General features: G+C 64.7%; 20 protein-coding genes and 1 tRNA gene. 12 read left to right on the top strand and 9 right to left on the bottom strand.

The window, feature by feature from the left end; genetic code table 11:
- The first annotated feature begins 30 nt into the window (after positions 1 to 30).
- A complete protein-coding gene (locus ACIGJG_RS03795; protein WP_483672786.1) occupies positions 31 to 2046 on the top strand; it encodes an acetoacetate--CoA ligase in 2016 nt (671 codons plus the stop codon).
- 7 nt (positions 2047 to 2053) lie between these two features.
- On the opposite strand, the gene ACIGJG_RS03790 is transcribed toward ACIGJG_RS03795, so the two are convergent.
- Positions 2054 to 2707 carry a glutathione S-transferase family protein gene (locus ACIGJG_RS03790; protein ID WP_011296948.1) on the bottom strand — a complete coding sequence of 218 codons (654 nt, stop codon included), beginning with the start codon at positions 2705 to 2707 and terminating at the stop codon, positions 2054 to 2056.
- Positions 2708 to 2950: 243 nt separating this feature from the next.
- On the opposite strand from ACIGJG_RS03790, the gene ACIGJG_RS03785 reads away from it, so the two are divergent.
- Together ACIGJG_RS03785 and ACIGJG_RS03780 are read left to right on the top strand one after the other, a co-directional pair.
- Positions 2951 to 4174: a polyhydroxyalkanoate depolymerase gene (locus tag ACIGJG_RS03785; RefSeq protein WP_011296947.1), complete on the top strand. Its 1224-nt coding sequence runs from the start codon at positions 2951 to 2953 to the stop codon at positions 4172 to 4174.
- Positions 4175 to 4239: 65 nt separating this feature from the next.
- Positions 4240 to 5139: an aldose epimerase family protein gene (locus ACIGJG_RS03780; protein WP_483672785.1), complete on the top strand. Its 900-nt coding sequence runs from the start codon at positions 4240 to 4242 to the stop codon at positions 5137 to 5139.
- 9 nt (positions 5140 to 5148) lie between these two features.
- Here the strand turns inward: ACIGJG_RS03780 and ACIGJG_RS03775 are convergent, their stop codons facing one another.
- On the bottom strand, positions 5149 to 5529 hold the full coding sequence (locus ACIGJG_RS03775; RefSeq protein ID WP_011296945.1) for a DUF5594 family protein: 381 nt from the start codon (positions 5527 to 5529) through the stop codon (positions 5149 to 5151).
- A gap of 161 nt (positions 5530 to 5690) precedes the next feature.
- On the opposite strand from ACIGJG_RS03775, the gene ACIGJG_RS03770 reads away from it, so the two are divergent.
- The 3 genes from ACIGJG_RS03770 to trmB all read left to right on the top strand — a co-directional run bounded on the left by ACIGJG_RS03770 (position 5691) and on the right by trmB (position 8630).
- Positions 5691 to 5765, top strand: a tRNA-Gly gene (locus ACIGJG_RS03770).
- A gap of 396 nt (positions 5766 to 6161) precedes the next feature.
- Positions 6162 to 7430, top strand: coding sequence for an O-antigen ligase family protein (locus ACIGJG_RS03765; protein ID WP_041679502.1), 1269 nt, complete (start codon positions 6162 to 6164; stop codon positions 7428 to 7430).
- 429 nt (positions 7431 to 7859) lie between these two features.
- Positions 7860 to 8630 (top strand): tRNA (guanosine(46)-N7)-methyltransferase TrmB, encoded by a 771-nt coding sequence (trmB, locus tag ACIGJG_RS03760; RefSeq protein ID WP_011296943.1) that lies wholly within the window; start codon positions 7860 to 7862, stop codon positions 8628 to 8630.
- A gap of 84 nt (positions 8631 to 8714) precedes the next feature.
- Here the strand turns inward: trmB and ACIGJG_RS03755 are convergent, their stop codons facing one another.
- The 3 genes from ACIGJG_RS03755 to ACIGJG_RS03745 all read right to left on the bottom strand — a co-directional run bounded on the left by ACIGJG_RS03755 (position 8715) and on the right by ACIGJG_RS03745 (position 10553).
- Positions 8715 to 9596: an undecaprenyl-diphosphate phosphatase gene (locus ACIGJG_RS03755; protein ID WP_011296942.1), complete on the bottom strand. Its 882-nt coding sequence runs from the start codon at positions 9594 to 9596 to the stop codon at positions 8715 to 8717.
- Between the two features lie 63 nt (positions 9597 to 9659).
- Positions 9660 to 10220: a DUF1439 domain-containing protein gene (locus ACIGJG_RS03750; RefSeq protein ID WP_483672784.1), complete on the bottom strand. Its 561-nt coding sequence runs from the start codon at positions 10218 to 10220 to the stop codon at positions 9660 to 9662.
- A 45-nt stretch (positions 10221 to 10265) separates the two neighbouring features.
- A complete protein-coding gene (locus tag ACIGJG_RS03745) occupies positions 10266 to 10553 on the bottom strand; it encodes a YkgJ family cysteine cluster protein (protein ID WP_011296940.1) in 288 nt (95 codons plus the stop codon).
- Between the two features lie 249 nt (positions 10554 to 10802).
- Between ACIGJG_RS03745 and ACIGJG_RS03740 the strand changes: the two genes are divergently transcribed.
- The 6 genes from ACIGJG_RS03740 (at position 10803) to ACIGJG_RS03715 (ending at position 18660) form a co-directional block, all read left to right on the top strand.
- The gene (locus ACIGJG_RS03740) at positions 10803 to 11624 is read left to right on the top strand and encodes a TetR/AcrR family transcriptional regulator (protein ID WP_483672783.1); all 822 of its coding nucleotides are present in this window, start codon (positions 10803 to 10805) and stop codon (positions 11622 to 11624) included.
- Positions 11621 to 12733 (top strand): efflux RND transporter periplasmic adaptor subunit, encoded by a 1113-nt coding sequence (locus tag ACIGJG_RS03735; protein ID WP_483672782.1) that lies wholly within the window; start codon positions 11621 to 11623, stop codon positions 12731 to 12733. Before ACIGJG_RS03740 ends, ACIGJG_RS03735 begins: the two co-directional genes overlap by 4 nt.
- 12 nt (positions 12734 to 12745) lie before the next feature.
- On the top strand, positions 12746 to 15961 hold the full coding sequence (locus ACIGJG_RS03730; RefSeq protein WP_483672781.1) for an efflux RND transporter permease subunit: 3216 nt from the start codon (positions 12746 to 12748) through the stop codon (positions 15959 to 15961).
- A 118-nt stretch (positions 15962 to 16079) separates the two neighbouring features.
- Positions 16080 to 16733, top strand: coding sequence for a protein-L-isoaspartate O-methyltransferase family protein (locus ACIGJG_RS03725; RefSeq protein WP_140949935.1), 654 nt, complete (start codon positions 16080 to 16082; stop codon positions 16731 to 16733).
- Between the two features lie 12 nt (positions 16734 to 16745).
- Positions 16746 to 17069, top strand: coding sequence for a rhodanese-like domain-containing protein (locus tag ACIGJG_RS03720; RefSeq protein ID WP_011296935.1), 324 nt, complete (start codon positions 16746 to 16748; stop codon positions 17067 to 17069).
- Positions 17070 to 17166: 97 nt separating this feature from the next.
- Positions 17167 to 18660 carry a TolC family outer membrane protein gene (locus ACIGJG_RS03715; protein WP_140949934.1) on the top strand — a complete coding sequence of 498 codons (1494 nt, stop codon included), beginning with the start codon at positions 17167 to 17169 and terminating at the stop codon, positions 18658 to 18660.
- A gap of 60 nt (positions 18661 to 18720) precedes the next feature.
- On the opposite strand, the gene ACIGJG_RS03710 is transcribed toward ACIGJG_RS03715, so the two are convergent.
- The 4 genes from ACIGJG_RS03710 to ACIGJG_RS03695 form a co-directional block, all read right to left on the bottom strand.
- The gene (locus ACIGJG_RS03710) at positions 18721 to 19548 is read right to left on the bottom strand and encodes an META and DUF4377 domain-containing protein (protein ID WP_140949933.1); all 828 of its coding nucleotides are present in this window, start codon (positions 19546 to 19548) and stop codon (positions 18721 to 18723) included.
- Positions 19549 to 19676: 128 nt separating this feature from the next.
- Complete coding sequence (gene waaA, locus ACIGJG_RS03705) at positions 19677 to 20966, bottom strand: lipid IV(A) 3-deoxy-D-manno-octulosonic acid transferase (protein WP_140949932.1); 1290 nt, start codon at positions 20964 to 20966, stop codon at positions 19677 to 19679.
- Entirely contained in the window at positions 20966 to 22063 is a 1098-nt protein-coding gene (gene waaC, locus ACIGJG_RS03700; protein ID WP_041679500.1) for a lipopolysaccharide heptosyltransferase I, read from the bottom strand. Before waaC ends, waaA begins: the two co-directional genes overlap by 1 nt.
- On the bottom strand, positions 22044 to 23429 hold the full coding sequence (locus ACIGJG_RS03695) for a phosphomannomutase/phosphoglucomutase (RefSeq protein ID WP_140949931.1): 1386 nt from the start codon (positions 23427 to 23429) through the stop codon (positions 22044 to 22046). Before ACIGJG_RS03695 ends, waaC begins: the two co-directional genes overlap by 20 nt.
- Between the last annotated feature and the right edge of the window lie 53 nt (positions 23430 to 23482).

Below are 23482 nucleotides of genomic sequence, written 5' to 3'. Positions count from 1 at the left end.
TCCCCGCGTAGACGGGCGCAAGGAGGAGACATGACCACCCTCGCAGAAGGGCAACTGATGTGGACGCCGTCCGACGCATTCCGCGACGGCAGCCAGCTCGCGCAGTTCATGCGCTGGCTCCAGCGCGAGCGGGGGCTCGCCTTCGACGGCTACGCCAGCCTCTGGCAATGGTCGGTCACCGAGATCGAGAGTTTCTGGGATGCGGTGCGCGCCTACTTCGACGTGCACTTCGACACGCCCGCGCAAGGTGTGCTGGACCGGCGCGTGATGCCGGGAGCGCGTTGGTTCGACGGCGCCAGCCTGAACTACGTGCAGCAGGTATTCCGCCATGCCGGCAGCGGCGTCGCCCGCCAGCGGGCAGCCATCCGCCACGCCGGAGAAAACCGTGCACTGGAAGAAGTGAGCTGGGCTGCGCTGGAAGCGCAGGTCGCCTCGCTCGCGCATGCGCTGCGCCAGATGGGCGTGGGCCGTGGCGACCGCGTGGCGGGCTACCTGCCGAATATCCCCGCCACCATCGTCGCCTTCCTCGCCACCGCCAGCCTCGGCGCGGTGTGGTCCGGCTGCGCGCCGGACATGGGTCAGGTCGCCGTGATCGACCGCTTTCGCCAGATCGAACCCAAGGTGCTGATCGCCGTCGATGGCTACCGCTACGGCGGCAAGGACTATGACCGTGCGCCTGTGATAGCGGACCTGGTCGCCGCATTGCCATCTCTGACCGATGTCATCATCGTGCCGCACAACGGCAATCCCACCGCTGCGCGCGAGGGCGTCCGTTTGCACGCATGGCAGGACCTGCTGGCCCACCGCGTGCCGCTGGCGCTCGAATCCGTGCCGTTCGACCACCCGTTGTGGATCGTCTATTCGTCGGGCACCACGGGCATGCCCAAGCCGATCGTGCACGGCCATGGCGGCATCGTCATCGAGCAGCTCAAGCTGATGGCGTTCCATAACAACCTCGGCCCCGACGATGTCTTCCACTGGTACAGCAGCAGTGGCTGGATCATGTGGAACGCGCAGGTCGCCGGCCTGCTGCTGGGCACGACCATCGCGCTCTATGACGGCAACCCGGCGTGGCCGGATGCCGGCGTGCTGTGGCGCTTTGTCGACGACGCACGTGTGACGCTGTTCGGCGCCGGCGCGGCGTTCTTCACCAACTGCATGAAGGCTGGCGTCGAACCGGCACGCATTGCGGATGTATCCCGGCTGCGCGGGCTCGGCTCAACCGGCTCGCCGCTGCCGGTGGAAGCGTACGACTGGATCTACCGCCATGTGCGCAGCGATATCTGGCTCGTGCCGATGTCTGGCGGCACCGATTTCGCGGGCTCTTTCGTCGCGGGCTGTCCGCTGCTGCCGGTGTATGCCGGGGAGATGCAATGCCGTTGTCTCGGCGCCAAAGTGGAGGCCTTTGACGACAACGGACAAGCGCTGATCGACACCGTTGGCGAACTGGTCTGCACGGAGCCGATGCCGTCGATGCCGCTGTTCCTGTGGGGAGATGCCGACGGCAAGCGCTACCGCGACAGCTACTTCGACACCTATCCCGGCGCCTGGCGGCACGGCGACTGGATCAAGATCACGGCGCGCGGCGGCGCGATCATCTACGGGCGCTCCGACGCCACCATCAACCGGCACGGCATCCGCATGGGCACGAGCGAGCTGTACCGTGTAGTAGAAGACCTGCCCGAGGTCATCGACAGCATGGTGGTGGACCTCGAGTACCTCGGCCGCGAATCGTACATGCCGCTGTTCGTCGTACTGCGCGAGGGAATCGCCCTTGACGATGCGTTGCGCGACACGCTGCGCATGCGCATCCGGGAGGCGCTGTCGTCACGCCACGTGCCCAACGAGATCGTTCAGGTACCGGCCGTGCCGCGTACACTGTCCGGCAAGAAGATGGAGGTGCCGATCAAGAAGTTGCTGCTCGGGCATGCGCCGGTTGGCATCGCCAATCGGGATGCCATGGCCAACCCGGACAGCCTCGACTGGTACTTCGACTACGCCAGGCGCTACCTCGCGGCACGGCAGGCGGAGTCAGCAACCGCCTGACGCAGTATCAGAATTCGACGTCGAGTTCGCTGATTTCGTCGGGCTCTTCGCGCGCTGCCGCCGTCCACTCCTGCAGTTCGGGCATCGACAGGATCTGCTTGCAGTATTCGACCGGCACCGGGTCGAGCATGACGCCGTAGGTCACGAAGCGGGTCACGACTGGCGCATACATGGCGTCCGCCATCGTGCGCGTGCCGAACAGGTAGGGCCCGCCATAGCGCGTCAGGCACTCCGTCCAGATCGCCGTGATGCGGTCGATATCGGCCTGCGCCCGCGACCACACCTTCAGCCCGGGGAAATGCCCCTTGAGGTTCATCGGCAGCGCCGCACGCATGGCCGCAAAGCCGGAGTGCATTTCGCCGCAGATCGCGCGGCAGTGCGCGCGGGCGGCGCGGTCGTCGGGCAGCAGCCCCGCCTTGGGACTGATTTCGTTCAGGTACTCGGCTATCGCGAGCGTGTCCCACACGGTCACGCCCTGATGGCGCAGGCAAGGCACGAGGATAGACGGCGACAGCAGGAGGATTTCCGCGCGCACGGCCGGGTCGTCCGGGGTCACCAGCACCTCTTCGAACTCCAGCCCGGCGAAGCGTGCCAGCAGCCAGCCGCGCAGCGACCATGACGAATAGGTCTTGCTGCTGATGGTGAGTGTGGTCTTGCCCATCTCGCCTCCTTGTCGCCCGTCGGGACGATCGCCACGACTAGATATACGCCCGCGCCGCGCACCCATGCAGTGCAGCGCGTAGGCACCAGTGTGAAGCGCGCTAACCACTCACGCGCCCGCCACTTCACCCGCGATGGGTTTTGCGTGTCCATCACCACGCGCTTCGCAAAGCTTGTGCCACCATTCATGCCGATGGCATATATATTGCGCATACGGGTCTCACGGGATCACGGGAGGCGAGCCATGCTGTACCAGGCATACCAGACCTATGCGGATATGATGCACGCTGGCTGCACGCTGGCCGATTACACCGCCTCGGTGATCGCCACCAACAAGCACGCCGCCGAGTGTGAATCCCTGCGATCGCTCTGGGCCGCTTGCGAGATCCTGTCGCTGGCACGCCTGACCCACCATCGCCCCGCGTTCGGTATTGACAGCGTAGTCGTCAACGGGCTGCCTGTGCAGGTTTCCGAAGAGGTGGTGGCGCAGACGCCCTTCTGCTCGCTGCTGCACTTTCGCCGCCACGGTGTCACCGGCCAGCCTCGCGTGTTGCTGGTCGCCCCCATGTCCGGCCACTTCGCCACCCTGCTGCGCGGGACCGTGCAGACTATGCTGGCGGACCATGACGTCTACATTACCGACTGGCACAATCCGCGCGACATCCCGCTGTTTGCCGGGCGCTTTGGTTTCGACGAGTTCGTGGGACACCTGATTACCTTCCTGCAAGAACTTGGCGGACACACGCACCTGATGGCCGTATGCCAGCCCACGGTCGCCGCGCTGGCCGCCGCCGCGCTGATGGCCGAGGACGATGATCCGGCCCAGCCGCCCAGCCTCACCTTGATGGCCGGCCCGATCGATGCGCGCGTCAACCCGACCAAGGTCAATGAACTGGCCATGAGCCGGCCGATCGAGTGGTTCGAGAGCACGCTGATCGGCATTGTGCCGCTGCGCTTTGTCGGCGGACTGCGCCGCGTCTATCCGGGCTTTGTGCAATTGCTGGCGTTCATGAGCATGAACCTGGAGCGGCACGAACAGACGTTGCGCGAAATGCACGCGCTGCGTTCCCGCGGCGAACATGCAAAAGCCGACGCCATCCAGGATTTCTATGTCGAGTACTTCGCCACCATGGATCTTGCGGCAGAGTTCTATCTCGAAACCGTCAGCATGGTGTTCCAGCGCTTCCTGCTCGCGCAGGGACTGCTGGATGTGGGCGGACGTCGTGTCTCCACGCGCGCAATCCGCCGTACCGCATTGCTGACCGTGGAAGGTGAGCGCGACGACATCTGCGCCATCGGCCAGACCATGGCCGCCCAGGACTTGTGCGACAGCCTGCACCCTTACATGCGCATGCACCATGTGCAGACGGGCGTGGGCCACTACGGCGTATTCAATGGCAAGCGTTGGGAGACGCAGGTGTATCCGCTGGTGCGCGACACGATCTACACGAACGAGCTCGCGGCATGAGCAAACAGGCCCGGGCGGCCGCAGCCACGTAGAATTCGGCGCGTCGTCAAACACCCGGCAAAGCGATGGCCTTTCAAAACATTCAACGCTTCCAGAACCAGGATCTGATCCGCGTCGGCAACGACGACAACTATCTACTGCTGGCGCCCCAGTACGGGGGCCGGCTTGTCCGCTGGGTTCGCCACGGGGAAGAGATCCTTTACTGGCCCGAAGCTGCCGACTGGAGCCGGCCGGCAAAGATCCGGGGTGGAAATCCGCTCCTGTTTCCGTTCATCGGACGGCACTTCGCCGACGGCGAGGCCGGCCGCTGGCGCGATGCGAACGGCACGACCCACACGTTGCCGCAGCATGGCTTTGCGCGGGACCTCCCCTTCACCGTCGTCGCCGCCGACGACGACAAGATCGTCATGGCCCTGGAGTCGTCAGACAGCACGCGGGCTGGCTACCCGTACGCATTCCGCTTCGAGGCAAGCTACGTCATGCTCGAAGATGGCGTGGAAGTGGCACTACGCTCCGAGAATACCGGCAGCGATCGCCTGCCCTACTACGCCGGGCACCATTTCTATTTCAGCTTGCCCGCGGCGCACCGGCCCGACACCCAGTTGTTGCTGCCAGAAGCGGTACGCCTAAGGCAGGAGCCGGACGGTCGGCTGATTCACGCCATTCAGGGCGAACCGGCGTATGCGCTGGACGACGACCGCTTGCAGGATACGTTTCATGCCCTGCGGGGCGGCGGCTCCGTCACCCTGGCCATGCCCGGCAGGACGCTGGCAATCGACCTCGACGTACCGGGCTGCGTCGCATGGCATGCGGTGACCACATGGACGGAAAGTGAAGACGCCGACTTCTACTGCGTCGAGCCTTGGCTCGGCCTGCCGGATGCTATTCATCACGGCCACGGACTGCGCTGGCTCGAGCCCGGCGAGCACGAGACCGCCGTCTGCCGTGTGCGCGTCGTCGCCTGAGTCTCGGCGTCAGCGCTCGAAATCGAGCCCGCCGATCAGGACTGCGGGGTCGGCCTGCGACAGCGAACTCCAGTCAAGCTGGCGCGGCTCCTGCCAAGCCCTGAGCTTGGCGGGCAATGCGTCGAGGTAGCCGGCGAAGCGCTGCGCGCCGTTCGCTGCGAAGAGGGCTTCGACTTCGAGTCCATCCCAGGCAAGGGTGACGTCGAGCGGATACGTGAAACGCTGGAGCTCTGGCGCGCCCTTCCCCTGAATCCGGACCCGCGCGGGCCAGTCGGCCCGTGCTCCGGGCAAGACTTCCACGCGCAATCGGTGCGGATAAAGGCGGACGATCGCCTCGACGATGCGCGGGATACAGTCGGCTTCGAAACGCGCGATGAAGTCGGTGGTCAAGGTGGGTCCTTGTGTCTTGAAGCGGTCATGGATGGTTGCGGCGGCGCACAGGCAAGCATACGGGGCCGCCGCGGCAGGAGGCAATGGCGGCAAGTCACGCTCCTGACATCGCGGCGGGACTGCAACAACTTGTGCTAGAATCCGCCCCCAAGTTAGCCAAAGCGGGCGTCGTATAATGGCTATTACCTTAGCTTCCCAAGCTAAAGACGTGGGTTCGATTCCCATCGCCCGCTCCACTGCATACCGAAGGGTCTGATCCTCCGATTTAGTCGCGAACAGAGCAGTGGCACGCATGGCCGTTGCAGGTGCGTGAATCATATGGCCGCCAGACCCCGGCAATCCCCACTGCCGCCTTGCGGTACACACTTTATCCGCATCGGCACTCCGTCCGCATGGGTTTGGCAGAGCCATCCACACAATTTGTCGACTCTCCTGGGACACCAAGTGCTGCCTTATTCACCGATGGATATATCGCTCGCCCTAGCTGGCCGCCCATGCCCCTCTCGGCGTAAATGCCATGGATCGACCACCCGGGACATACTGCGCGCCATAGGGCAAGCAGGCAACGGACTTTGTGGATCGGACTCGATCACCGTCCAAGTTGAATATTGACACAGAGATTGAGAAGCGAAATGTTGGAAAAAAGGAAGCTGCTGTTTCAGTCGCTGGTTTCAGCCTTGTTGCTCGCGTATCCGGCCATCGCACTGTTTGTCCATAATGCAGGCAATGCGATTCTCTTTTTGCTCCTAATTCTCTCCGTGACGGCGATGACTATCCGACTCCAGCCCGATGGCGTTGGATTCGGAGAACTCCTTAAAGCATACTGGCCGTTGCATCTAGCAATGGCATCTGGATGCCTGGCGATCTTTATAAATCAGCTATGGACTGGAGAATTTGCAGCAAGGGATTATGACAGGGCACTTCGCCTCGCCATTTTCCCATTTGTGTTCTGGATTTTATTTTTTGTTCCGATTCGCCATTTGAAGCTGCTTCAGTGGAGTTTTCTCGCCGCTGCCGTGATCGCCATGGCAAAAGCTTATATCTTTACCAACGGTGGAGACGTCCGCGATGGGAATATCGGTTTCATCTCGATCATTGCGTATTCCGATATAGCCTTGCTGGCTGGCGTCCTTTGTGTTGTCTCCTTTGGCTGGAACGAAGGGAAGCTTAAACTAGTCCTTTTGGTCAAGATCCTCGCGTGTGTCGCGGGGCTTTATACCAGTGTGCTGACCGCCACGCGGGGCAGTTGGCTTGCAATCCCACTTTTTCTGATCTTTTTCCTCTTTTTTGCCCGTCTCGAAGTCAGACGTAAGTGGTTATGGGTTGCGTCATTCGTCGTGGTGGTGGGCCTGATGCTTACGTTGAATCAAAATGCCGCGAACCGTTTTCTTGATACCCAGTCCGACCTGGCCGCATACTCCCACGGAGGAGGAAAATCAACCTCCACAGGTCATCGGCTTCAACTCTGGGGCGCGGCCCTTACGCTTATTGCCAGGGAGCCGGTCTTTGGAATCGGCCGAGAGAACTACGATTCAAGTATTAAGGAAATGGCGCGCAAAAAGGAAATCACCGGAGAATTGACGCGCTTCGCCCATTCTCACAATGAAATCCTGTTCAGCACGGTGGTATCAGGTGTGTTCGGACTGCTTTCTGCGTTAGCATTGTATCTTGTGCCGGGATACTTTTTTGCCCGGGAGCTAAGTAATACTGCACCAGACATCCGAACAGCAGCGAGAATGGGCTGCGCCCTTGTCATTGGCTTCTTTTCGTTTGGCCTGACAGACCTGATGTTTTTCTGGCCGGTGTTGGGTGGATACTATTCGATCATGATTGGTGCTTTCCTTGTTTTCATAATCAGGAGTAAAGCTCAGCCCTCTCAACTGAGCCCTCAGGCCTTGTAAAGGCCGCCCTGGCCCGGTGAGTAGTGTCCTCCCTTCTATGCCGCCGTTATGGCGAGCTCTCATTGAATGTCGCCAGACCTGTGCAAGGGCAGGGTTCGTCCGAGAGAGCGCTGGACGAGGCCATCCCTGAACCCGTTCGCTTGCTGAAGTTGGTAGGCCGTTGCCCCATGCACCAGAGTAGCCGGGCCACGAGAACGCACCATTGCATGGCGAGGTGCCGCAGATCAAAGGTGCATGGGGTAGAATCCCGCCTCAGTGCGGCAGAATGGTCGGCACCGATCCGAGTAACTGCTTGATCTCCAACAACTTGCGTACCTTGCCCTGGAATCCATTGGGTTCCTTCGCCGGCTCCGCCTTATATCCGGATAAGCCGCCTGAGCCCCGGTCGCCGGATCAACCGGTGAACCGCCTCGCGGCTTCTTAGTTGTCATGCACCCCCAAGACGCCAGTACCGAACAGACACCGGTCGACGACGACCAGGTTGAGTCTAGTCAGCCCGTTCATGCTCCTGAGGACGTCGCCCACCCCCGCCGCATCCGCTCCTTCGTCCGACGCGCCGGCCGTACCTCCAGCGGCCAACAGCGAGCCATCGACGAAGTCGGCCCGCGCCTGATAGTGCCTTACGCTCCCCATCCGCTGGACTGGGAAGCCGCCTTTGGCCGCAAGGCCCCGGCCATCCTCGAGATCGGCTTCGGCATGGGCGAGACGACCGCGCATATCGCGCAACTGCGCCCGCAAGACAATTTCCTCGGCTGCGAAGTGCACGAGCCTGGCGTCGGCGCGCTGCTCAAGCTGGCCGATGAGCGCGAAATCGGCAATATCCGCATCATCCAGCACGATGCGGTGGAAGTCGTCGCTCACATGCTGACCGAGGACTGCCTCGACGGCGTGCATATCTACTTCCCCGACCCCTGGCACAAGAAGCGCCACAACAAGCGCCGGCTGGTGCAGCCGCCGCTTGTCAAGCTGCTGGCTTCGCGTCTGAAGCCGGGCGGCTACATCCATTGCGCGACCGATTGGGAAGAATACGCGCACCAGATGGTGGAAGTGCTGGCGGGCGAGCCTGCACTCGAAAATGCGTCGTCGGCCGCCGACGGCTTTTCCGAACGGCCCGAATACCGGCCCATCACCAAGTTCGAACGGCGCGGCGTGCGGCTCGGGCACGGTGTCTGGGATGTGGTGTTCCGCAAGCGCGGTTGATCGGCGCAACCCGACACAAGCAGCCCAAGCAAAAAAAGGCGTGGCACATGGTGGCCACGCCTTTTTTGCATTCAGCCTGACGGATCAGGCGTGCCAGGCAATCAATCCCGAGTACGCCGTCGCCAGCACGATGATGCCGAATGCGATCCGGTACCACGCGAACGGCTTGAAGTCATGCGTCGCGACAAAGCGCAGGAGCCAGCGTACGCAGAGGAAGGCCGACAGAAACGCGAAAACGAAACCAATGCCGAAGATGCCGAGATCATCGACGGACAGCAGGGCGCGGGCCTTGTAGAGCTCGTACACCGTCGCGCCGAAGATCACAGGGATGGCCAGGAAGAACGAGAACTCGGTCGCGACCTGACGCGACAGGCCGAACAGCATGCCGCCGATGATGGTCGCGCCCGACCGTGACGTGCCTGGCACCAGCGCAAAGCACTGGGCGAGGCCGACCTTCAGCGCATCGCGCCAGTTCAGGTCGTCGACCGATTCAATGCGCGGGGCGCCCGCCTTGGCGGCTTGCAGCAAGGCATTGCCGCGCGGGTTGGTCACCATGCCGCGGCGCGCGTCGCGTCGTTCCGCAAGCAGGATCACCACGCCACCAATGATGAAGGCCAGCGCCACCGTGATCGGGTTGAACAGATGGGCCTTGATCCATTTGCCGAACACCAGCGCCAGCACGATGGCCGGCACGGTCGCCACGATCACGTTGATGGCAAAGCGCTGCGCTTTCGGGTCGGTCGTCAACCCGCTTAGCACGTTGGCGATGCGCCGGCGGAACTCCCAGCACACCGCCAGAATCGCGCCGAACTGGATCACGATCTCGAAGATCTTGCCCTTCTCGTCGTTGAAGTCGAGCAGCTGGCCGGCCAGGATCAGGTGGCCGGTGCTCGAAATGGGCAGAAACTCGGTCAGTCCTTCGACGATGCCGAGGATCACGGCTTTCAGGGCAAGTGCGATTTCCATGCGGATGGGATGGGTTGGGCGGGGACATGCCCGATATTGACGGGCCGATGCCTGTTTTTTGGCTCAGGGGCGATTGATCTTGACGTTGATGCCGTCGGACAAGATCGTGATTGTACCGGGCTCGACATCCGTTCCTGCAATGCGCAGCTGATCCGGACGAAAGGTGTAGAGCGCGTAGCCTTGCAGCAACTGTTCAGCCAGGATGCCGCCGAGTGCGTTGATCTGTCGGGAAAACTGGCCAGGCAGGCCCTGCACGTCGAACTGCTGCACCTCAGGATCCTGGAGCACCACCGAATGGCTCGGCGCGTCATAGCGCAAGCCGCTGTCGAGGGCAAAGCGGCCGGACAGTGCCTGGCGGAAGAACAGCTTGTTGTCGACCGTGGCGTCGAACTGCAGGTTAACGCGGTTGCGTACCGGGTCTAGCGTCAGGCGCGGGTTGGCAAGCTGGATGTCGAAGATGTCCAGGTAGCGCTTGTTGAACGGAAACTTGCGTTCGAGCGCCGACTGCAACTGGCTCTGCGAGAAGGTGTATTCATTGCGGAGGGAACCGCAGGCACCCAGCCAGGCGGTCAGCACCGCGGCGGCGATGGCGCCCGTGCAGCGCCTCCGGGACATCCGGATCATAGGGTCTCCGATGGATGGATTAGCGCGCGTCCGCTGGCTCTGTCCTTACGCGCCCAAAGTGCCCGGCGCAGTCAGGATTTCGAGTTGCGTCAGCCAGCGCAGCGCGGATTCGCGCGAGTCGCCGCACATTTCGGCGGACGGCTGCAGGCCGCCGCAGAAGGCGGGCCGGTCGGGGCGACCGAACACCGCGCATTTCGCATCCGGCAGCAGCTGCGCGCAGCGTACGCCCGCCGGTTTGCCGGCAGGCATGCCGGGTAATGGCGACGCGATCGACGGCGCAATGCAGCAAGCGCCACAGCCTTCGCGGCAAGCAAGGTGAGACTGGCAAGTCATGGCGATGGTTCAGTGGCGGTGGCGGAACAACGGGGGACTGCGGCAAAGCCGCCATTGTGCCCGAACGCAGGCGAGCCTCCCGGCCATTTGGCAGCCACCGTCCGTTATGGGCTTCACGCATCACCTGTTGTACGAGCGCCGCGTCCCAGGTTCGAGGCAGGGCGAACCCGAGTTGACCCCTGCAATATGGTCACCCTACATTACTGACCCATAAGTTATTAAAGCTTGCGCCCCGCCGCTCATCCCATCATGGCAACCCCCGGCAAGACCACCGCCACGGATCACTCCGCTCCCCGCAAGGACACCGAAGCCCCCCGCTGGAGCCGGCGCAAGGCCGCGCGCCCGCAGGAACTCGTCGCCGCGGCGCTCGAGCTGTTCGTGGAGCGCGGTTTTGCGGCCACCCGCCTGGAAGACGTGGCCGCCGCAGCCGGTGTCTCCAAGGGGACGGTGTACCTGTATTTCGCCAACAAGGAAGAACTGTTCAAGACCGTGGTGCGAGAGAACCTCGTGCCCGCGCTCGCCCGGGGCACGGACCTGGTCGACCGGTTCGAAGGCACGACGCCGGAACTGCTGCGCGAACTGCTGCGCGGCTGGTGGGGGCTGATCGGTGCCACGCCGGTGTCGGGGCTGACCAAGCTGATCATGGCGGAGTCCGGCAACTTCCCCGACATCGCGCGCTTCTACCAGGAAGAAGTCATGGTGCCCGGAGACGAGCTGTTCACACGCGTACTGGCGCGCGGCGTCGAGCGCGGCGAGTTCCGCGCCCTGCCGCCAAACCCGACGACCACGCTGGTCTGTGCGCCGCTGGTGTTCCTGATGCTGTGGCAACGCTCGTTCGGCCTCTATTCGCACAAGGAAATCGACCCGGATGCGTACCTCGACAACCTGCTCGAGACGCTGCTGTTCGGCCTGACTGCCGGCGAAACACGTGACCGTCCGCTGCCCCCGAAATCCGGGCCCTACATCTGGGAAAAGATCCGCGATGAAATGACTGCGCAGCGGCTGGGCCAGCGCACCGACGATCTGGACACGGTTGCCCCGGCGGCCACCGCACAACAAGACAAGACATGAAGCGAAACAAGAAGATCCTGATCGCCGTGCTTGGAGCCGTGGCGGTGCTGAGCGCAACGGCCGCCGTGCGCAAGATCAGCAGCGCGCGCCAGGCACCCACGCAGACCGCGGCGCCTTCGGTGGTGGAGTTCCTCCAGTCCGACCTGGTACAGGCCGGTGCACAGGACCTGCGGGTGGCACTGCCGCTGTCGGGCAGCCTGCGCGCACTGAACCAGGCTTCGGTCAAGGCCAAGCTCTCCGGCGAAGTGCTGCAGGTACTCGTGCGTGAAGGCGAGGCCGTGCGCGCCGGCCAGGTCATCGTGCGCATCGATCCGACCGAATACGAGGCCAAAGTTGCGCAGGCCCGTGGCCAGATGCTGGCGGCACGCGGGCAATACGAGAATTCGCGCCAGACCTGGGAGCGCAACCGCGAACTGGTCGGCAAAGGCTTCATCTCGAAGACCGCGTTCGACAACTACCAGTCCAACCTGGATGTGGCCCGCGCCAACCTCGATGCCGCGCAAGGCGGCCTGGCTGTCGCGCAGAAGGCGTTGAACGACACCGTGGTCAAGGCGCCGCTCGACGGCATGGTGGCCGCGCGCGCCGTGCAGCCTGGCGAGAAGGTATCGCCCGACACGCGCCTGATCGACGTGGTCGATTTGCGCGTACTGGAACTGGAAGCCCCGGTGCCGATGGCCGACGTGGCGCGCGCATCGGTGGGCCAGTCCGTACAGCTCGATGTGGAAGGCGCCGGGCAGTTTGCCGGCGCTCTCGTGCGCATCAACCCGGCCGTGAGCCAGGGGACGCGCAGCATCATGGTCTATGTGCGCGTGCAGAACGACGACGGCAAGCTGCGTGCCGGTATGTTCGCGCGGGGCGCGCTGGTGCTAGGCCAGCGCAGCGGTGTGGTGTCGGTGCCGGCTTCGGCGGTGCGCAGCGACGGCGAACGTGCTTTCGTCTATGTCATCGAGAACGGCGTCCTCGCCGAGCGCGCGGTGCAGACCGGCGTTCGCGATGAAGGCAGCGGCATGGTGGAAATCGTCTCGGGACTGACAACCGGTACCGAGGTCGTGCGCAACAACCTCGGCACGCTGCGCAGCGGCAGCCAGGTGCGCCGCGTGAAGGCCTGAGGACGCGCCGCCATGTGGTTCACCCGCCTGTCGATCCAGAACCCGGTGCTGGCCACCATGATGATGATGGCGTTCATCGTCGTGGGCCTGTTCTCGTACCAGCGCCTGCCGGTGGACCAGTTCCCCGATATCACCTTCCCGGTGGTGGTGGTGCAGACCGAGTATCCGGGTGCCGCCCCGGAATCGGTCGAGTCCGACGTCACGCGCAAGGTCGAGGAGATCGTCAACACCATCTCTGGCATTGACGAGATTTTCTCGCACTCTTATCAGGGCACCTCGGTCGTCGTCGTCAAGTTCGACCTGAGCGTCGATGTCGGACAGGCCGCGCAGGACGTGCGCGACAAGCTCGCACTGATCCGCCCGCAACTACGCGACGAGGTCAAAGAGCCGCGCGTGCTGCGCTACGATCCGACCGACGCGCCGATCTTCTACCTGTCCGTGTCCAACGCGCCGGGCGCGCAGCGCAGCCAGCGCGAGCTGACGACGATTGCCGACCAGATCGTGCGCAAGCGGTTGGAAACCGTGCGCGGCGTGGGTGCGATCAACATCGTCGGCGGGACCAAGCGCGAGGTAGAGATCCGCATCCGCCCCGCACAGCTCGAAGCGCTCGGCATCGGCATCGACCAGGTGATGAACGCGATCCGCAGCGAGAACCAGGAGCTGCCGGCCGGCGAACTGCGCTCGTCCTCCACCGAGACCGTGGTGCAGATCAAGGGCCGCGTGCCCACGCCGGACGCGTTCCGCCACATCATCGTCGCGCGCCGCGCGGGCCAGCCCGTCACGCTCGGCGAAATCGCAGATGTGCGCGACGGCCAGGAAGAGCAGGAAAGCCTGGCGCTGCTGGACGGCAAGCGCGCCCTCTTCCTCTCGGTGGTCAAGGCGCAGGGCCAGAATACGGTCGATACCGTCGATGGCCTGGTTCGCATGGCCGACGAGGTGCGCAAGCTTGTGCCCGCCGGCGTGCAGCTCACGGTGGTCAACGACACCGCGCGCGGCATCCGCAGCAGCGTGAAGGAAGTCCGGTCTACGTTGCTGGAAGGCGCGCTGCTGACGGTGGCGATCGTCTTCCTGTTCCTCGGTTCCTGGCGCAGCACGGTCATCACCGGGCTTACGCTGCCGATTGCGCTGATCGGCACCTTCGGCGTGATGTACCTGTGCGGCTTCACGCTTAACGTGATCACGCTGATGGCGCTGTCGCTGTGCGTGGGCCTGCTAATCGACGATGCGATCGTCGTGCGCGAGAACATCGTGCGCCACAACCTGATGGGCAAGGACCATCGCACGTCTTCGCTCGACGGCACGGCCGAAATCGGGCTGGCAGTTTTGGCCACCACGTTCTCGATCGTCGCGGTGTTCCTGCCCGTGGGCTTCATGGGCGGCATCATCGGGCGCTTCTTCCACCAGTTCGGCATCACCGTGGTGGCGGCCGTGCTGATCTCGATGTTCGTGTCCTTTACGCTGGACCCGATGCTGTCCTCGGTCTGGCACGACCCCGACCTGCACGGCACCGGCAACAAGACAAGCTGGTACGGCCGCACCATCGGCCGGCTGCTCGACTGGTTCTCGGCGCGCATGGATGCGCTGGGCCATGGCTACGCGGCCATGCTCGGCTGGGCGCTCAAGCACCGGCTGGCCACCACGCTGATCGCAATCGTCACGTTCTTTGGCAGCTTCGCGCTGGTACCGCTGATCGGCACAGAGTTCGTACCGGCTGCCGACCTTGGCGAAACACAGGTCGGCTTCATCACGCCCGTCGGCACCTCGATGGAAGTCACCGAGGCCAAGGTGCGGCAGGTCGAAGCGGCGCTCAAGACCTTCCCCGAAGTCGCCTATACCTACGCCACGATCAACGCGGGCAATACGTCCGGGCGCAACAATGCGCTGGTGTCGGTGCGGCTCGTCGATCGCCGCGCGCGCAAGCTGTCCACCGTGCAGCTGAACCCCAAGATCCGCGAGCGCCTGGGCAGCATTGCCGGCATCACGCTGACCATGGTCGGCATGCCGGACGGCGCGGGCGGCCAGAAGGCCGTGCAGGTGTCGATCCAAGGTGATGATCTTGACGAACTGCGGCGGCTGTCACAGGAAGCGAGCCGTCGCATGCTCGCGATTCGCGGCCTGGCGGACCTGGATTCGAGCATGAAGGACGACCGCCCCACCATCGAGGTGCGCATCCGGCGCCAGCTCGCGTCCGACCTCGGCGTCGGGGTCGCGCAGATCGGCAATGCGCTGCGGCCGCTGCTCGCGGGCGACGCCATCAGCTCGTGGCGCGCGCCGGACGACCAGAACTACGACGTGCGCGTGCGGCTGCCGCGCGATGCGCGCACGGGCCTCGCGGATCTCAACGCGCTGATGATCGCCAGCAACCAGACCAACGCCGACGGCACGCCGAAGATGGTGCCGCTGCGGCAGGTCGCCGAACTGGTGCAGACCACGGGCGCCAACCAGATCAGCCGCCGCGACCTGAACCGCGAAGTCGAACTGACCGCCAACACCGCCGGACGCTCGGCCGGCGAAGTGGCACGCGACGTCAAGGCAGCGCTCGACGGCATGACTTGGCCGGCCGGCTACAAGTACCGCTTCGGCGGCTCGACCAAGTCGATGAACGAGTCGTTCGGCTATGCGGTGTCGGCACTGGCGCTGGCCGTGATCTTTATCTACATGATCCTGGCCTCGCAGTTCGCGAGCTTCTTCCAGCCGATCGCGATCATGACGTCGCTGCCGCTCACGCTGATCGGCGTGTTCGCGGCGCTGCTGCTGTTCCGCTCGACGCTCAATATGTTCTCGATCATCGGCTTCATCATGCTGATGGGGCTGGTGACCAAGAACGCGATCCTGCTGGTGGACTTTGCCAATCAGGCGCGGCGCGGGCATGTGGACGGCGCCGACGGCCATGCGCCGCTCTCGCGCGAAGCGGCGCTGATCGAAGCCGCGCGCGTGCGGCTGCGCCCGATCCTGATGACCACGCTGGCGATGATCTTCGGCATGGTGCCCCTTGCCTTCAGCCTCGGCGAAGGCGCCGAGCAGCGCGCGCCGATGGGCCAGACGGTGATCGGAGGGATCATCACTTCGTCGATCCTGACGCTCGTGGTCGTTCCTGTGATTTATACGTATCTTGACGACTTTGCCACATGGCTCCGGGGCCGCTGGCATGGCAAAAACGCGGCGGCGGTGGCGACAACCGCAGAGGGGGGCGCGGCGGCCGTCGTACAACAGCGCAGCGCGGAATGAGCCGGACGACGCACCAGAGGGTTAAAATACTGGGTTTGACAAGTTTGTCCGGCCGTGGCACCGCGCGGCTGCGACGCGATGACCCACATAGCGGTCGGCATTGGTAAGGAATGGCAAGATGGATCTCGAAAAAGCCCGATTCAACATGATCGAACAGCAAATCCGCCCGTGGGACGTGCTGGACCAGGAAATCCTGGACCTGCTGGCGGTGGTCAAGCGCGAGGAATTCGTTCCCGCGGCCTACAAGGGCCTGGCCTTCGTCGACATGGAGATTCCGCTGCCGGGCGGCCAGAACATGCTGCCCCCCCGCGTGGAAGCCCGCATCCTGCAGGAACTGGCCGTGCGCAAGCATGAGAACGTGCTCGAAATCGGCGCCGGCTCCGGCTACATGGCCGCGCTGCTGGCCAACCGCGCACGTCATGTGCTGACCGTGGATATCGTTCCCGAACTCGTGACCCTGGCCCGCCAGAACCTGGCCAATGCCGGCGTCACCAATGTCGACGTGGCCGAAGGCAACGCCGCCGACGGCTGGGCCGCTGCTGCCCCGTACGACGTGATCTGCATCTCGGGCTCGCTGCCGGCCATCCCGCAGTCGATGCTGGCGCAGATCAAGGTCGGTGGCCGCATCGCCGCATTCGTCGGCTCGCTGCCGGTGATGGAAGCGCGCCTGGTCACGCGCCTGTCCGAGACCGAATACCAGGTCGTGAATCTGTTCGAGACCGCGGTCAAGCCGCTGGTCGGCGCGGCCCAGCCGTCGCAATTCCGGTTCTGAGGAAGCAGCATCATGCAGGTCATCCAACCCACCGAACTGGCCCAGTGGCTGGCTGATGCCAGCCGCGCCAAGCCGGTCCTGCTGGATGTGCGTGAGCCGTGGGAGGTGCAGACCTGCGCCATGCCCGGCATCACCCACATCCCCATGCGCGACATCCCGGCGCGCGCCGCCGAGCTGGACGAGGATGCGGACATCGTCTGCATCTGCCATCACGGCATGCGCAGCATGCAGGTGGCCGCGTTTCTCGAGCGCCAGGGCTACGCCAAGGTCTACAACCTCACCGGCGGCGTCGACGCCTGGGCGAGCCAGGTAGACCCGGCCATGCCGAAGTACTGAGAGGCCGAAGCCCCGCTTGGTTGCCGATCGCCCGCGAAGTCAAACCCAAACAAAAAATGACCGTTGGCCGCGCCTGTGCCGGCAACCTGGAGATGTGATGACGTTTGCGCCTTTCGCCGCGACCGGCAGGATGCGACTGGCAGTTGCGCTGTCCTTGTATGCGCTTCTGCAAGTGCCGACGGCCTCGGCCGCCGACCTGCTGCAGGTCTACCGCGATGCCCAGTCCAACGACGCCCAGTTCGCGAGCGCGCGCTCGCAACTGCTGGCCACGCGTGAAAAGCTGCCGCAGGGCCGGGCCGGACTGCTGCCGCTCGTCACGGGCACCGCTGGCGCCACGCGGACCAGGCTTGACCAGACCGCGGCGCTGGCGCAGGGGCTGCCCAGCGCCTCGGGGGTTCGGTTCTTCAACAACAACAACTGGGCGCTCCAACTGAGCCAGCCGCTGTTCCGCTGGGACCGCTGGGAAACCTACAAGCAGGGCGAACTGGCCGCGATGGCCGGCGAAGTCACGTTCCAGCAGGCGCAGCTCGATTTGATCACGCGGTCGGCGCAGGCCTACTTCGACGTGCTCACGGCGCAGGACAATCTCTATCTGGCCGGCGCGCAGAAGAAGGCCATCGGCGAGCAACTTGCGCAGGCGAAGCGCAACTTCGAGGTCGGCACCGCCACCATCACAGACGCCAACGATGCGCAGGCCCGCTACGACCTGGCCACGTCGACGGAGATCGCCGCGCAGAGCGCACTGGAAGTGGCCCGAGCCAACCTGCAGCAGATCACCGGCAAGCCCGTGGATGAGCTGCTCGGACTACGGCCCGAGGCGGATCTGCCGGCGCCAGTGCCTGCAGATTCCAATGCCTGGGCCGCGCAGGCCGAGGCCAGCAACCTCCAGGTTGGCCTGGCCAACTACAACCTCGAAACCGCCCAGCGCGAAACCAACAAGGCGAAAGCCGCGCACCTGCCTTCGGTAGACCTGGTGGCTTCCTACGGCTTCACCAACCAGACCGGCAGCGCCACGCAGACGATCTCGACGCACTACAACGCGTCGCAGATCGGCGTGCAGCTGAGCATGCCGATCTTCGCGGGCGGCCAGATCCAGTCGCGCGTACGTGAAACGATCGCACTGGCCGACAAGGCCGCCAGCGACCTCGAATTCGCGCGCCGCACGGCCGCGCAAAGCGCGCGCCAGAGCTATTCAGGCGTGTCCAACGGCCTCGCACAGGTCAAGGCGCTGGAAGCTGCCGAACGCTCGGCGCAGAGCGCGGTGGAATCGAACCAGCTCGGCTACGAGGTCGGCGTGCGCATCAACATCGATGTGCTGAACGCCGAGGCGCAACTGTTCCAGACGCGCGCCAACCTGGCCAAGGCACGCTATGACACGATCATGAACGGCCTGCGGCTGAAGGCCTCGACAGGCGTGCTGCAGGAAAACGATATCGTCCAGATCAACACGCTGCTGACATCGGCACCGGGAGCGATGTATCAGTTGCCGCAGAAGGCGAAGATCGGCGCCGTGACGGCGCCGTCGCCGGCCCCGATGTCTCGCCGCAACGGCCGGCGCGAAGCGCTGGCAACCGGCACGCCGCGCACCTGAAGAGAACGATCGACAAAACGAAATGGGCCGCAATGCGGCCTGTTTCGTTTGGGTGGCAGCCTAGTTCGCCCGAGTGCGCGACTCCACGCTAAGCAGCTGCCAGCGGATCGACGATGCGTCGGCCGGCGGATTCGGCACCCTGTACTCGCGCACCCGCAGCTTGTACGAGATGCCCGGCTCGAAATCGAGTCCTTCGATCGGGCCATACCAGAGCTGCCACGGCGCATCCGGCGACTCGCGCCAGCGATAGCAGGTCATGCGGCTCACACCGGTGCACTCCACGCGCTGCGAATCAATATAGACGGTCTTCTCTACACTGCCTGCGGCATCGACACGCGCGCCACGCTGGCCAACACCCTCGCGCTCGACAAACTGCAGCAGGTCCTCGCTGGCCGTTTTCCAGATGATCTGCCGCCCTGTGGAACCTGCCGAGGGCTGCGTGCCGACCGTCACGAACGGTGTCTGCATCGCCTTGAGCAGCGCCGACTCCAGCTCCATGCGCGGCGGCGGACAGGCCATGCGCGTACCGGCCACATGATCGAAGCGGATGCCGGTATCGGTCTTGCCGTAGCTGCCGGTAAAGCGGTTGCAGCCGCTCGTGCCGCTGACGGTGCCTTGCGCGGCGTCGATGCCGCTGTTGAACTCGAAGATGATGGGCTGGCCGTTGTCGCCATGCGGGATGTCGCGCAGCGTGCCGTCGGGCTGTTGCCAGCGGATCAGTTCCCAGCGACTGGGACCCGAGGATTGAGTCTGGTTGAGCGCGGGCGCGGTGGCGGGCGATTCCGGCGCGGGGCCTGTCGCGCAGGCGCCCAGTGCGCCAGCGAGCACGGCTGCCGCTGCGCCGCGTCGGGCGAACCGGAGGCAGGTATCACGGGTGAATGTCTGCATGGGTGTTGGCTCCTGTCGTAAGGCGAGCCGGGCAGGCAACTGACTGCCCGGCGCACCAGGTTGATGCCCCTTAGAGCCTGGGGCATTGCCGCGAATTCCCTGCGCGGCATGGATTGCGCGATGCCGGCTCAGGCGCCCAGCGCGGGCGCCACTGCGGCCAGCGTGCGCACGGTGGCACCGCGGTGCATGCCCGCAAACGTGCGTGCATGCGCGCGCATGTCGGCCAGCGCCGCGGCATCGGCGAGCAGGCCGGCCGCAGCCTGCATCAGCTCGTCGGCATTCGTCACGCGCCGGCATGCGCCGGCCGCGATCGCATCTTCCGTTGCCTGCGCAAAATTGAACGTATGCGGGCCGACCAGCACCGGCGTGCCCACTGCGCAGGACTCGATCAGGTTCTGCCCGCCGAGCGGCAGCAGGCTGCCGCCGACGAAGGCCAGGTCCGAGGCGGCAAAGTACATCGCCATCTCGCCCATCGAATCGCCGAGCACGATGTCGGCGGTGATGGGCCCAGCCAGCTTGTCGATATCCATTTCGCTGCGGCGCTGGACCGTGAAGCCCGCGCGCTCAGCCATGCTCGCCACCTCGTCAAAGCGTTGCGGATGTCGCGGCACAAGCAGCAGCGCAGGCCGTGGCGTCTGGCCACCCAACTGCGCCCAGCGAGACAGCGCATCGAGCAGCAACGGCTCCTCCCCTTCACGCGTGCTGGCCGCAGCGAGCACGGCACGGCCGCCGAAACCCTGACGCAAGCGATGGCCGCGCTCGACACCGGCTGGCGCCGGCTGCATGTCGAATTTGAGGTTGCCGGTGATCTGCACCGCATCAATGCCCAGCGCCTGGAACCGCTCCGCGTCACCGCTGGTCTGGGCCAGGACGCCGGCAAAGTCCGCGTACATGGCGGCTGCGGCGCGTCCAAAACGCACCGTGCGGCGGTAGCTGCGCGGCGACAGCCGAGCATTGACGAGGAACAGCGGCACGCCGGCACGGCGCGCACCGCGTACGAGATTCGGCCAGACCTCGGTTTCCATCAGCATGCCCGCCGCCGGCTGGAAATACCGCAGGAAACGACGCACCAGCCACGGCAGGTCATAGGGCAGATAGCACTGGAGTACGCGGGGCTCCTTGCCGAAAAGCTGCGCGCCGGTCTGCCGGCCGGTCGGCGTCATGTGCGTGAGCAGCAGCCGGTGGGACGGATAGGCGCCTAGCAGCGCCTCGACCAGCGGCTGTGCGGCGCGGGTCTCGCCCACGGACACCGCATGCACCCACAGCCATGGACCTTGCGCGGGCAGGTGTCCGTAGGCGCCGAGACGCTCGCCAACATGTTGAACGTATCCCGGCTCCTTGCGACCGCGCCATGCTAGCCGCAGCAGCGCCAGCGGCAGGACGACGACCCAAAGCAAGCTGTACAGAACGCGTAGCATCAGTTTCCTGTCCCGCGCACGCGGCACGTGGCCTGCCAGACTTCATCGACCGTGGGCACGACGCCGTCGTCGCCCACATTGGCGATGCGTTCGGACCAGTAGCCTTCAGTCTTCCAGCGCCAGGTGGCGGTATAAATTTCCACTGTGGGCCGGCACAATGCCGCGGCGATATGGACGAGCCCGGTATCGACCCCCACCACGACCTCTGCGCGGTTGATCAGCCCGAAGCCCTGCATGACAGAGAAGCGCGGGAGGACCTGCGCGCCGGGCACGCCTGCGGCAATCTCCTGCGCCGCACGGCGCTCCGCCTCATTGCCCCACGGCAGCAGCATCATGAGGCCATCCGCCTGCAGTCGTTGGCCGAGTGCATGCCAGTTTGCGACCGGCCACTTCTTCTTCGCGCCGGCGGTGGCATGGAAGCACACCGCAAAGCGTGCCGGTAGTTGGGCCCAGATCGGATCCTCGACATGGAGCGATTGCGCCGATACGCCGAAGAATTTCGGCGGCTCGGGCGGTGCCGTGCCCGTCAGTGCGGCGCCAAGCAGGCGCGAGCGGCGCACCGAATGCGCCTGGCGCGGGACGCGGACGGGATCGGTGTACAGCAGCCGCGCGACCGGCTCGTAGCCGGAGCCCTGCGTTCGGTTGCCAAGGCCGATGATCGGCGCATTGGCCGCCCGCGCGGCGACGCGCGCCACCACGGCGGTCTTCAGCAGCCCCTGGCTTTCGATCACTGCGTCATAGCGCTGCGCGCGCAACGCATCGCGAACCCCGCCGATCTCGTCCCAGATAGCCGACTGCCAAAAGCGCTTGCGCCAGCGGCGCAGCGCAAACGGAATCACGCGCGCCACGTCCGGCAGCAGGCGCACGAGGTCGACATAGCCCTCCTCCACCACCCAGTCGATCTGCGCGCCGGGCCATCTTGCGCGCAGATCATGGATCAGCGGCATGTTGTGGACAACATCGCCAAGCGACGAGACCTTGACCACGAGGATGCGCGGATTCGCTGGCAACACGAACGGCACCGCCTGCGTCACGGCCTGCGGCGCCGCCGGAGCGGCCATCGCCTCACGCATCTGCTCAGAACGGGAGCTTGGCATCAGGCTTTTCGGCCAGGATCACACGCTTGAATTCAGCCTGGATACGGGCCAGCGCTGCGTCGTTGTCAGCCTCGAAACGCATCACCACCACGGGCGTGGTGTTGGACGGGCGTGCCAGACCAAAGCCATCGGGATACTCCACGCGCACGCCATCGATGGTGATAACCTCGCGCGCGCCCTCGAACTTGGCGTTGGCCTTGATCTTGTCCAGCAGCGTGAACGGCTCGCCTTCCGCGCACTTGAGCTGCAGTTCCGGCGTGTTGTTGGCGTTCGGCAGCGCGTTCAGCACGGCGCTCGGATCGGTATGGCGTGACAGGATCTCGAGCAGGCGCGCGCCGGTGTACAGGCCATCGTCAAAGCCGTACCAGCGGTCCTTGAAGAACACGTGGCCGCTCATCTCGCCGGCGATCGGCGCGCCGGTTTCCTTGAGCTTGGCCTTGACCAGCGAATGGCCGGTCTTCCACATCAGCGGCTCGCCGCCGTGCGCGCGGATCCACGGTGCCAGCTTGCCGGTGCACTTGACGTCGTAGATCACCTGCGCGCCCGGATTGCGGCCAAGGATCTCTTCGGCGAACAGCATCAGTTGGCGGTCGGGGAAGATGACCTGGCCGTCCTTGGTCACCACGCCCAGGCGGTCGCCATCGCCGTCGAAGGCCAGGCCCAGCTCGCAATCGGTCTCGTGCAGGCACTTCATCAGGTCCCGCAGGTTTTCCACGTGGGCAGGATCGGGGTGATGGTTCGGGAAGTTGCCGTCGACGTCGCAGAACAGCTCGGTCACCTCGCAGCCCAGGCCGCGGAACAGGTCACCGACGAAGGCGCCTGCCACGCCGTTGCCGGCGTCGAGCGCGATCTTCATCGGGCGGGCCAGCTTCACGTCGCTCGTGATGCGATCAAGGTACTGCTGGCGCACATCGCATTGGCGGTAGGCACCTGCACCGTTGGCCAAGTTGCCCGCCTCGATGCGCTGGCGCAGACCCTGAATCTGCTCGCCGTAGATCGCCTTGCCGGCCAGCACCATCTTGAAGCCGTTGTAGTCCGGCGGATTGTGGCTGCCGGTGACCATGATGCCGGAAGTGGCCTTTACGCCATCCAGCTCGATGTTCGTGCCGAAATAGACCATCGGCGTCGCGACCATGCCGAGATCGATCACGTCCATGCCGGTGGCACGCAGGCCATCGACCAGGCCGCCGATGAGATCGGGCCCCGACAGACGGCCGTCGCGGCCGACTACTACGGCCTTCTCGCCAGCTTCCGCCGCCGCGGAGCCGAAGGACAGGCCGATCAGGTGGGCCACATCGCGGGTCAGCGTCTTACCGACGATGCCGCGGATGTCGTAGGCTTTGAAGATGCTGGGATCGATTTGCATAGGGGGGTTCCAGTGATTAGATTCTGCTGGCAGATGCTGTCCCGGCAGCGGGA

The sequence above is a fragment of the Cupriavidus sp. C1SS-2L genome (assembly GCF_057073735.1).
Note: the sequence above shows the minus strand (reverse complement) of the source record. Positions and strands in the feature narration are given on the sequence as shown.

Coding starts and splice junctions, on each gene's coding strand:
- ACIGJG_RS03795 (WP_483672786.1), top strand. CDS start 31: ATGACCACCCTCGCAGAAGGGCAACTGATGTGGACGCCGTCCGACGCA.
- ACIGJG_RS03790 (WP_011296948.1), bottom strand. CDS start 2,707: ATGGGCAAGACCACACTCACCATCAGCAGCAAGACCTATTCGTCATGG.
- ACIGJG_RS03785 (WP_011296947.1), top strand. CDS start 2,951: ATGCTGTACCAGGCATACCAGACCTATGCGGATATGATGCACGCTGGC.
- ACIGJG_RS03780 (WP_483672785.1), top strand. CDS start 4,240: ATGGCCTTTCAAAACATTCAACGCTTCCAGAACCAGGATCTGATCCGC.
- ACIGJG_RS03765 (WP_041679502.1), top strand. CDS start 6,162: ATGTTGGAAAAAAGGAAGCTGCTGTTTCAGTCGCTGGTTTCAGCCTTG.
- trmB (WP_011296943.1), top strand. CDS start 7,860: ATGCACCCCCAAGACGCCAGTACCGAACAGACACCGGTCGACGACGAC.
- ACIGJG_RS03755 (WP_011296942.1), bottom strand. CDS start 9,596: ATGGAAATCGCACTTGCCCTGAAAGCCGTGATCCTCGGCATCGTCGAA.
- ACIGJG_RS03750 (WP_483672784.1), bottom strand. CDS start 10,220: ATGATCCGGATGTCCCGGAGGCGCTGCACGGGCGCCATCGCCGCCGCG.
- ACIGJG_RS03745 (WP_011296940.1), bottom strand. CDS start 10,553: ATGACTTGCCAGTCTCACCTTGCTTGCCGCGAAGGCTGTGGCGCTTGC.
- ACIGJG_RS03740 (WP_483672783.1), top strand. CDS start 10,803: ATGGCAACCCCCGGCAAGACCACCGCCACGGATCACTCCGCTCCCCGC.
- ACIGJG_RS03735 (WP_483672782.1), top strand. CDS start 11,621: ATGAAGCGAAACAAGAAGATCCTGATCGCCGTGCTTGGAGCCGTGGCG.
- ACIGJG_RS03730 (WP_483672781.1), top strand. CDS start 12,746: ATGTGGTTCACCCGCCTGTCGATCCAGAACCCGGTGCTGGCCACCATG.
- ACIGJG_RS03725 (WP_140949935.1), top strand. CDS start 16,080: ATGGATCTCGAAAAAGCCCGATTCAACATGATCGAACAGCAAATCCGC.
- ACIGJG_RS03720 (WP_011296935.1), top strand. CDS start 16,746: ATGCAGGTCATCCAACCCACCGAACTGGCCCAGTGGCTGGCTGATGCC.
- ACIGJG_RS03715 (WP_140949934.1), top strand. CDS start 17,167: ATGACGTTTGCGCCTTTCGCCGCGACCGGCAGGATGCGACTGGCAGTT.
- ACIGJG_RS03710 (WP_140949933.1), bottom strand. CDS start 19,548: ATGCAGACATTCACCCGTGATACCTGCCTCCGGTTCGCCCGACGCGGC.
- waaA (WP_140949932.1), bottom strand. CDS start 20,966: ATGCTACGCGTTCTGTACAGCTTGCTTTGGGTCGTCGTCCTGCCGCTG.
- waaC (WP_041679500.1), bottom strand. CDS start 22,063: ATGCCAAGCTCCCGTTCTGAGCAGATGCGTGAGGCGATGGCCGCTCCG.
- ACIGJG_RS03695 (WP_140949931.1), bottom strand. CDS start 23,429: ATGCAAATCGATCCCAGCATCTTCAAAGCCTACGACATCCGCGGCATC.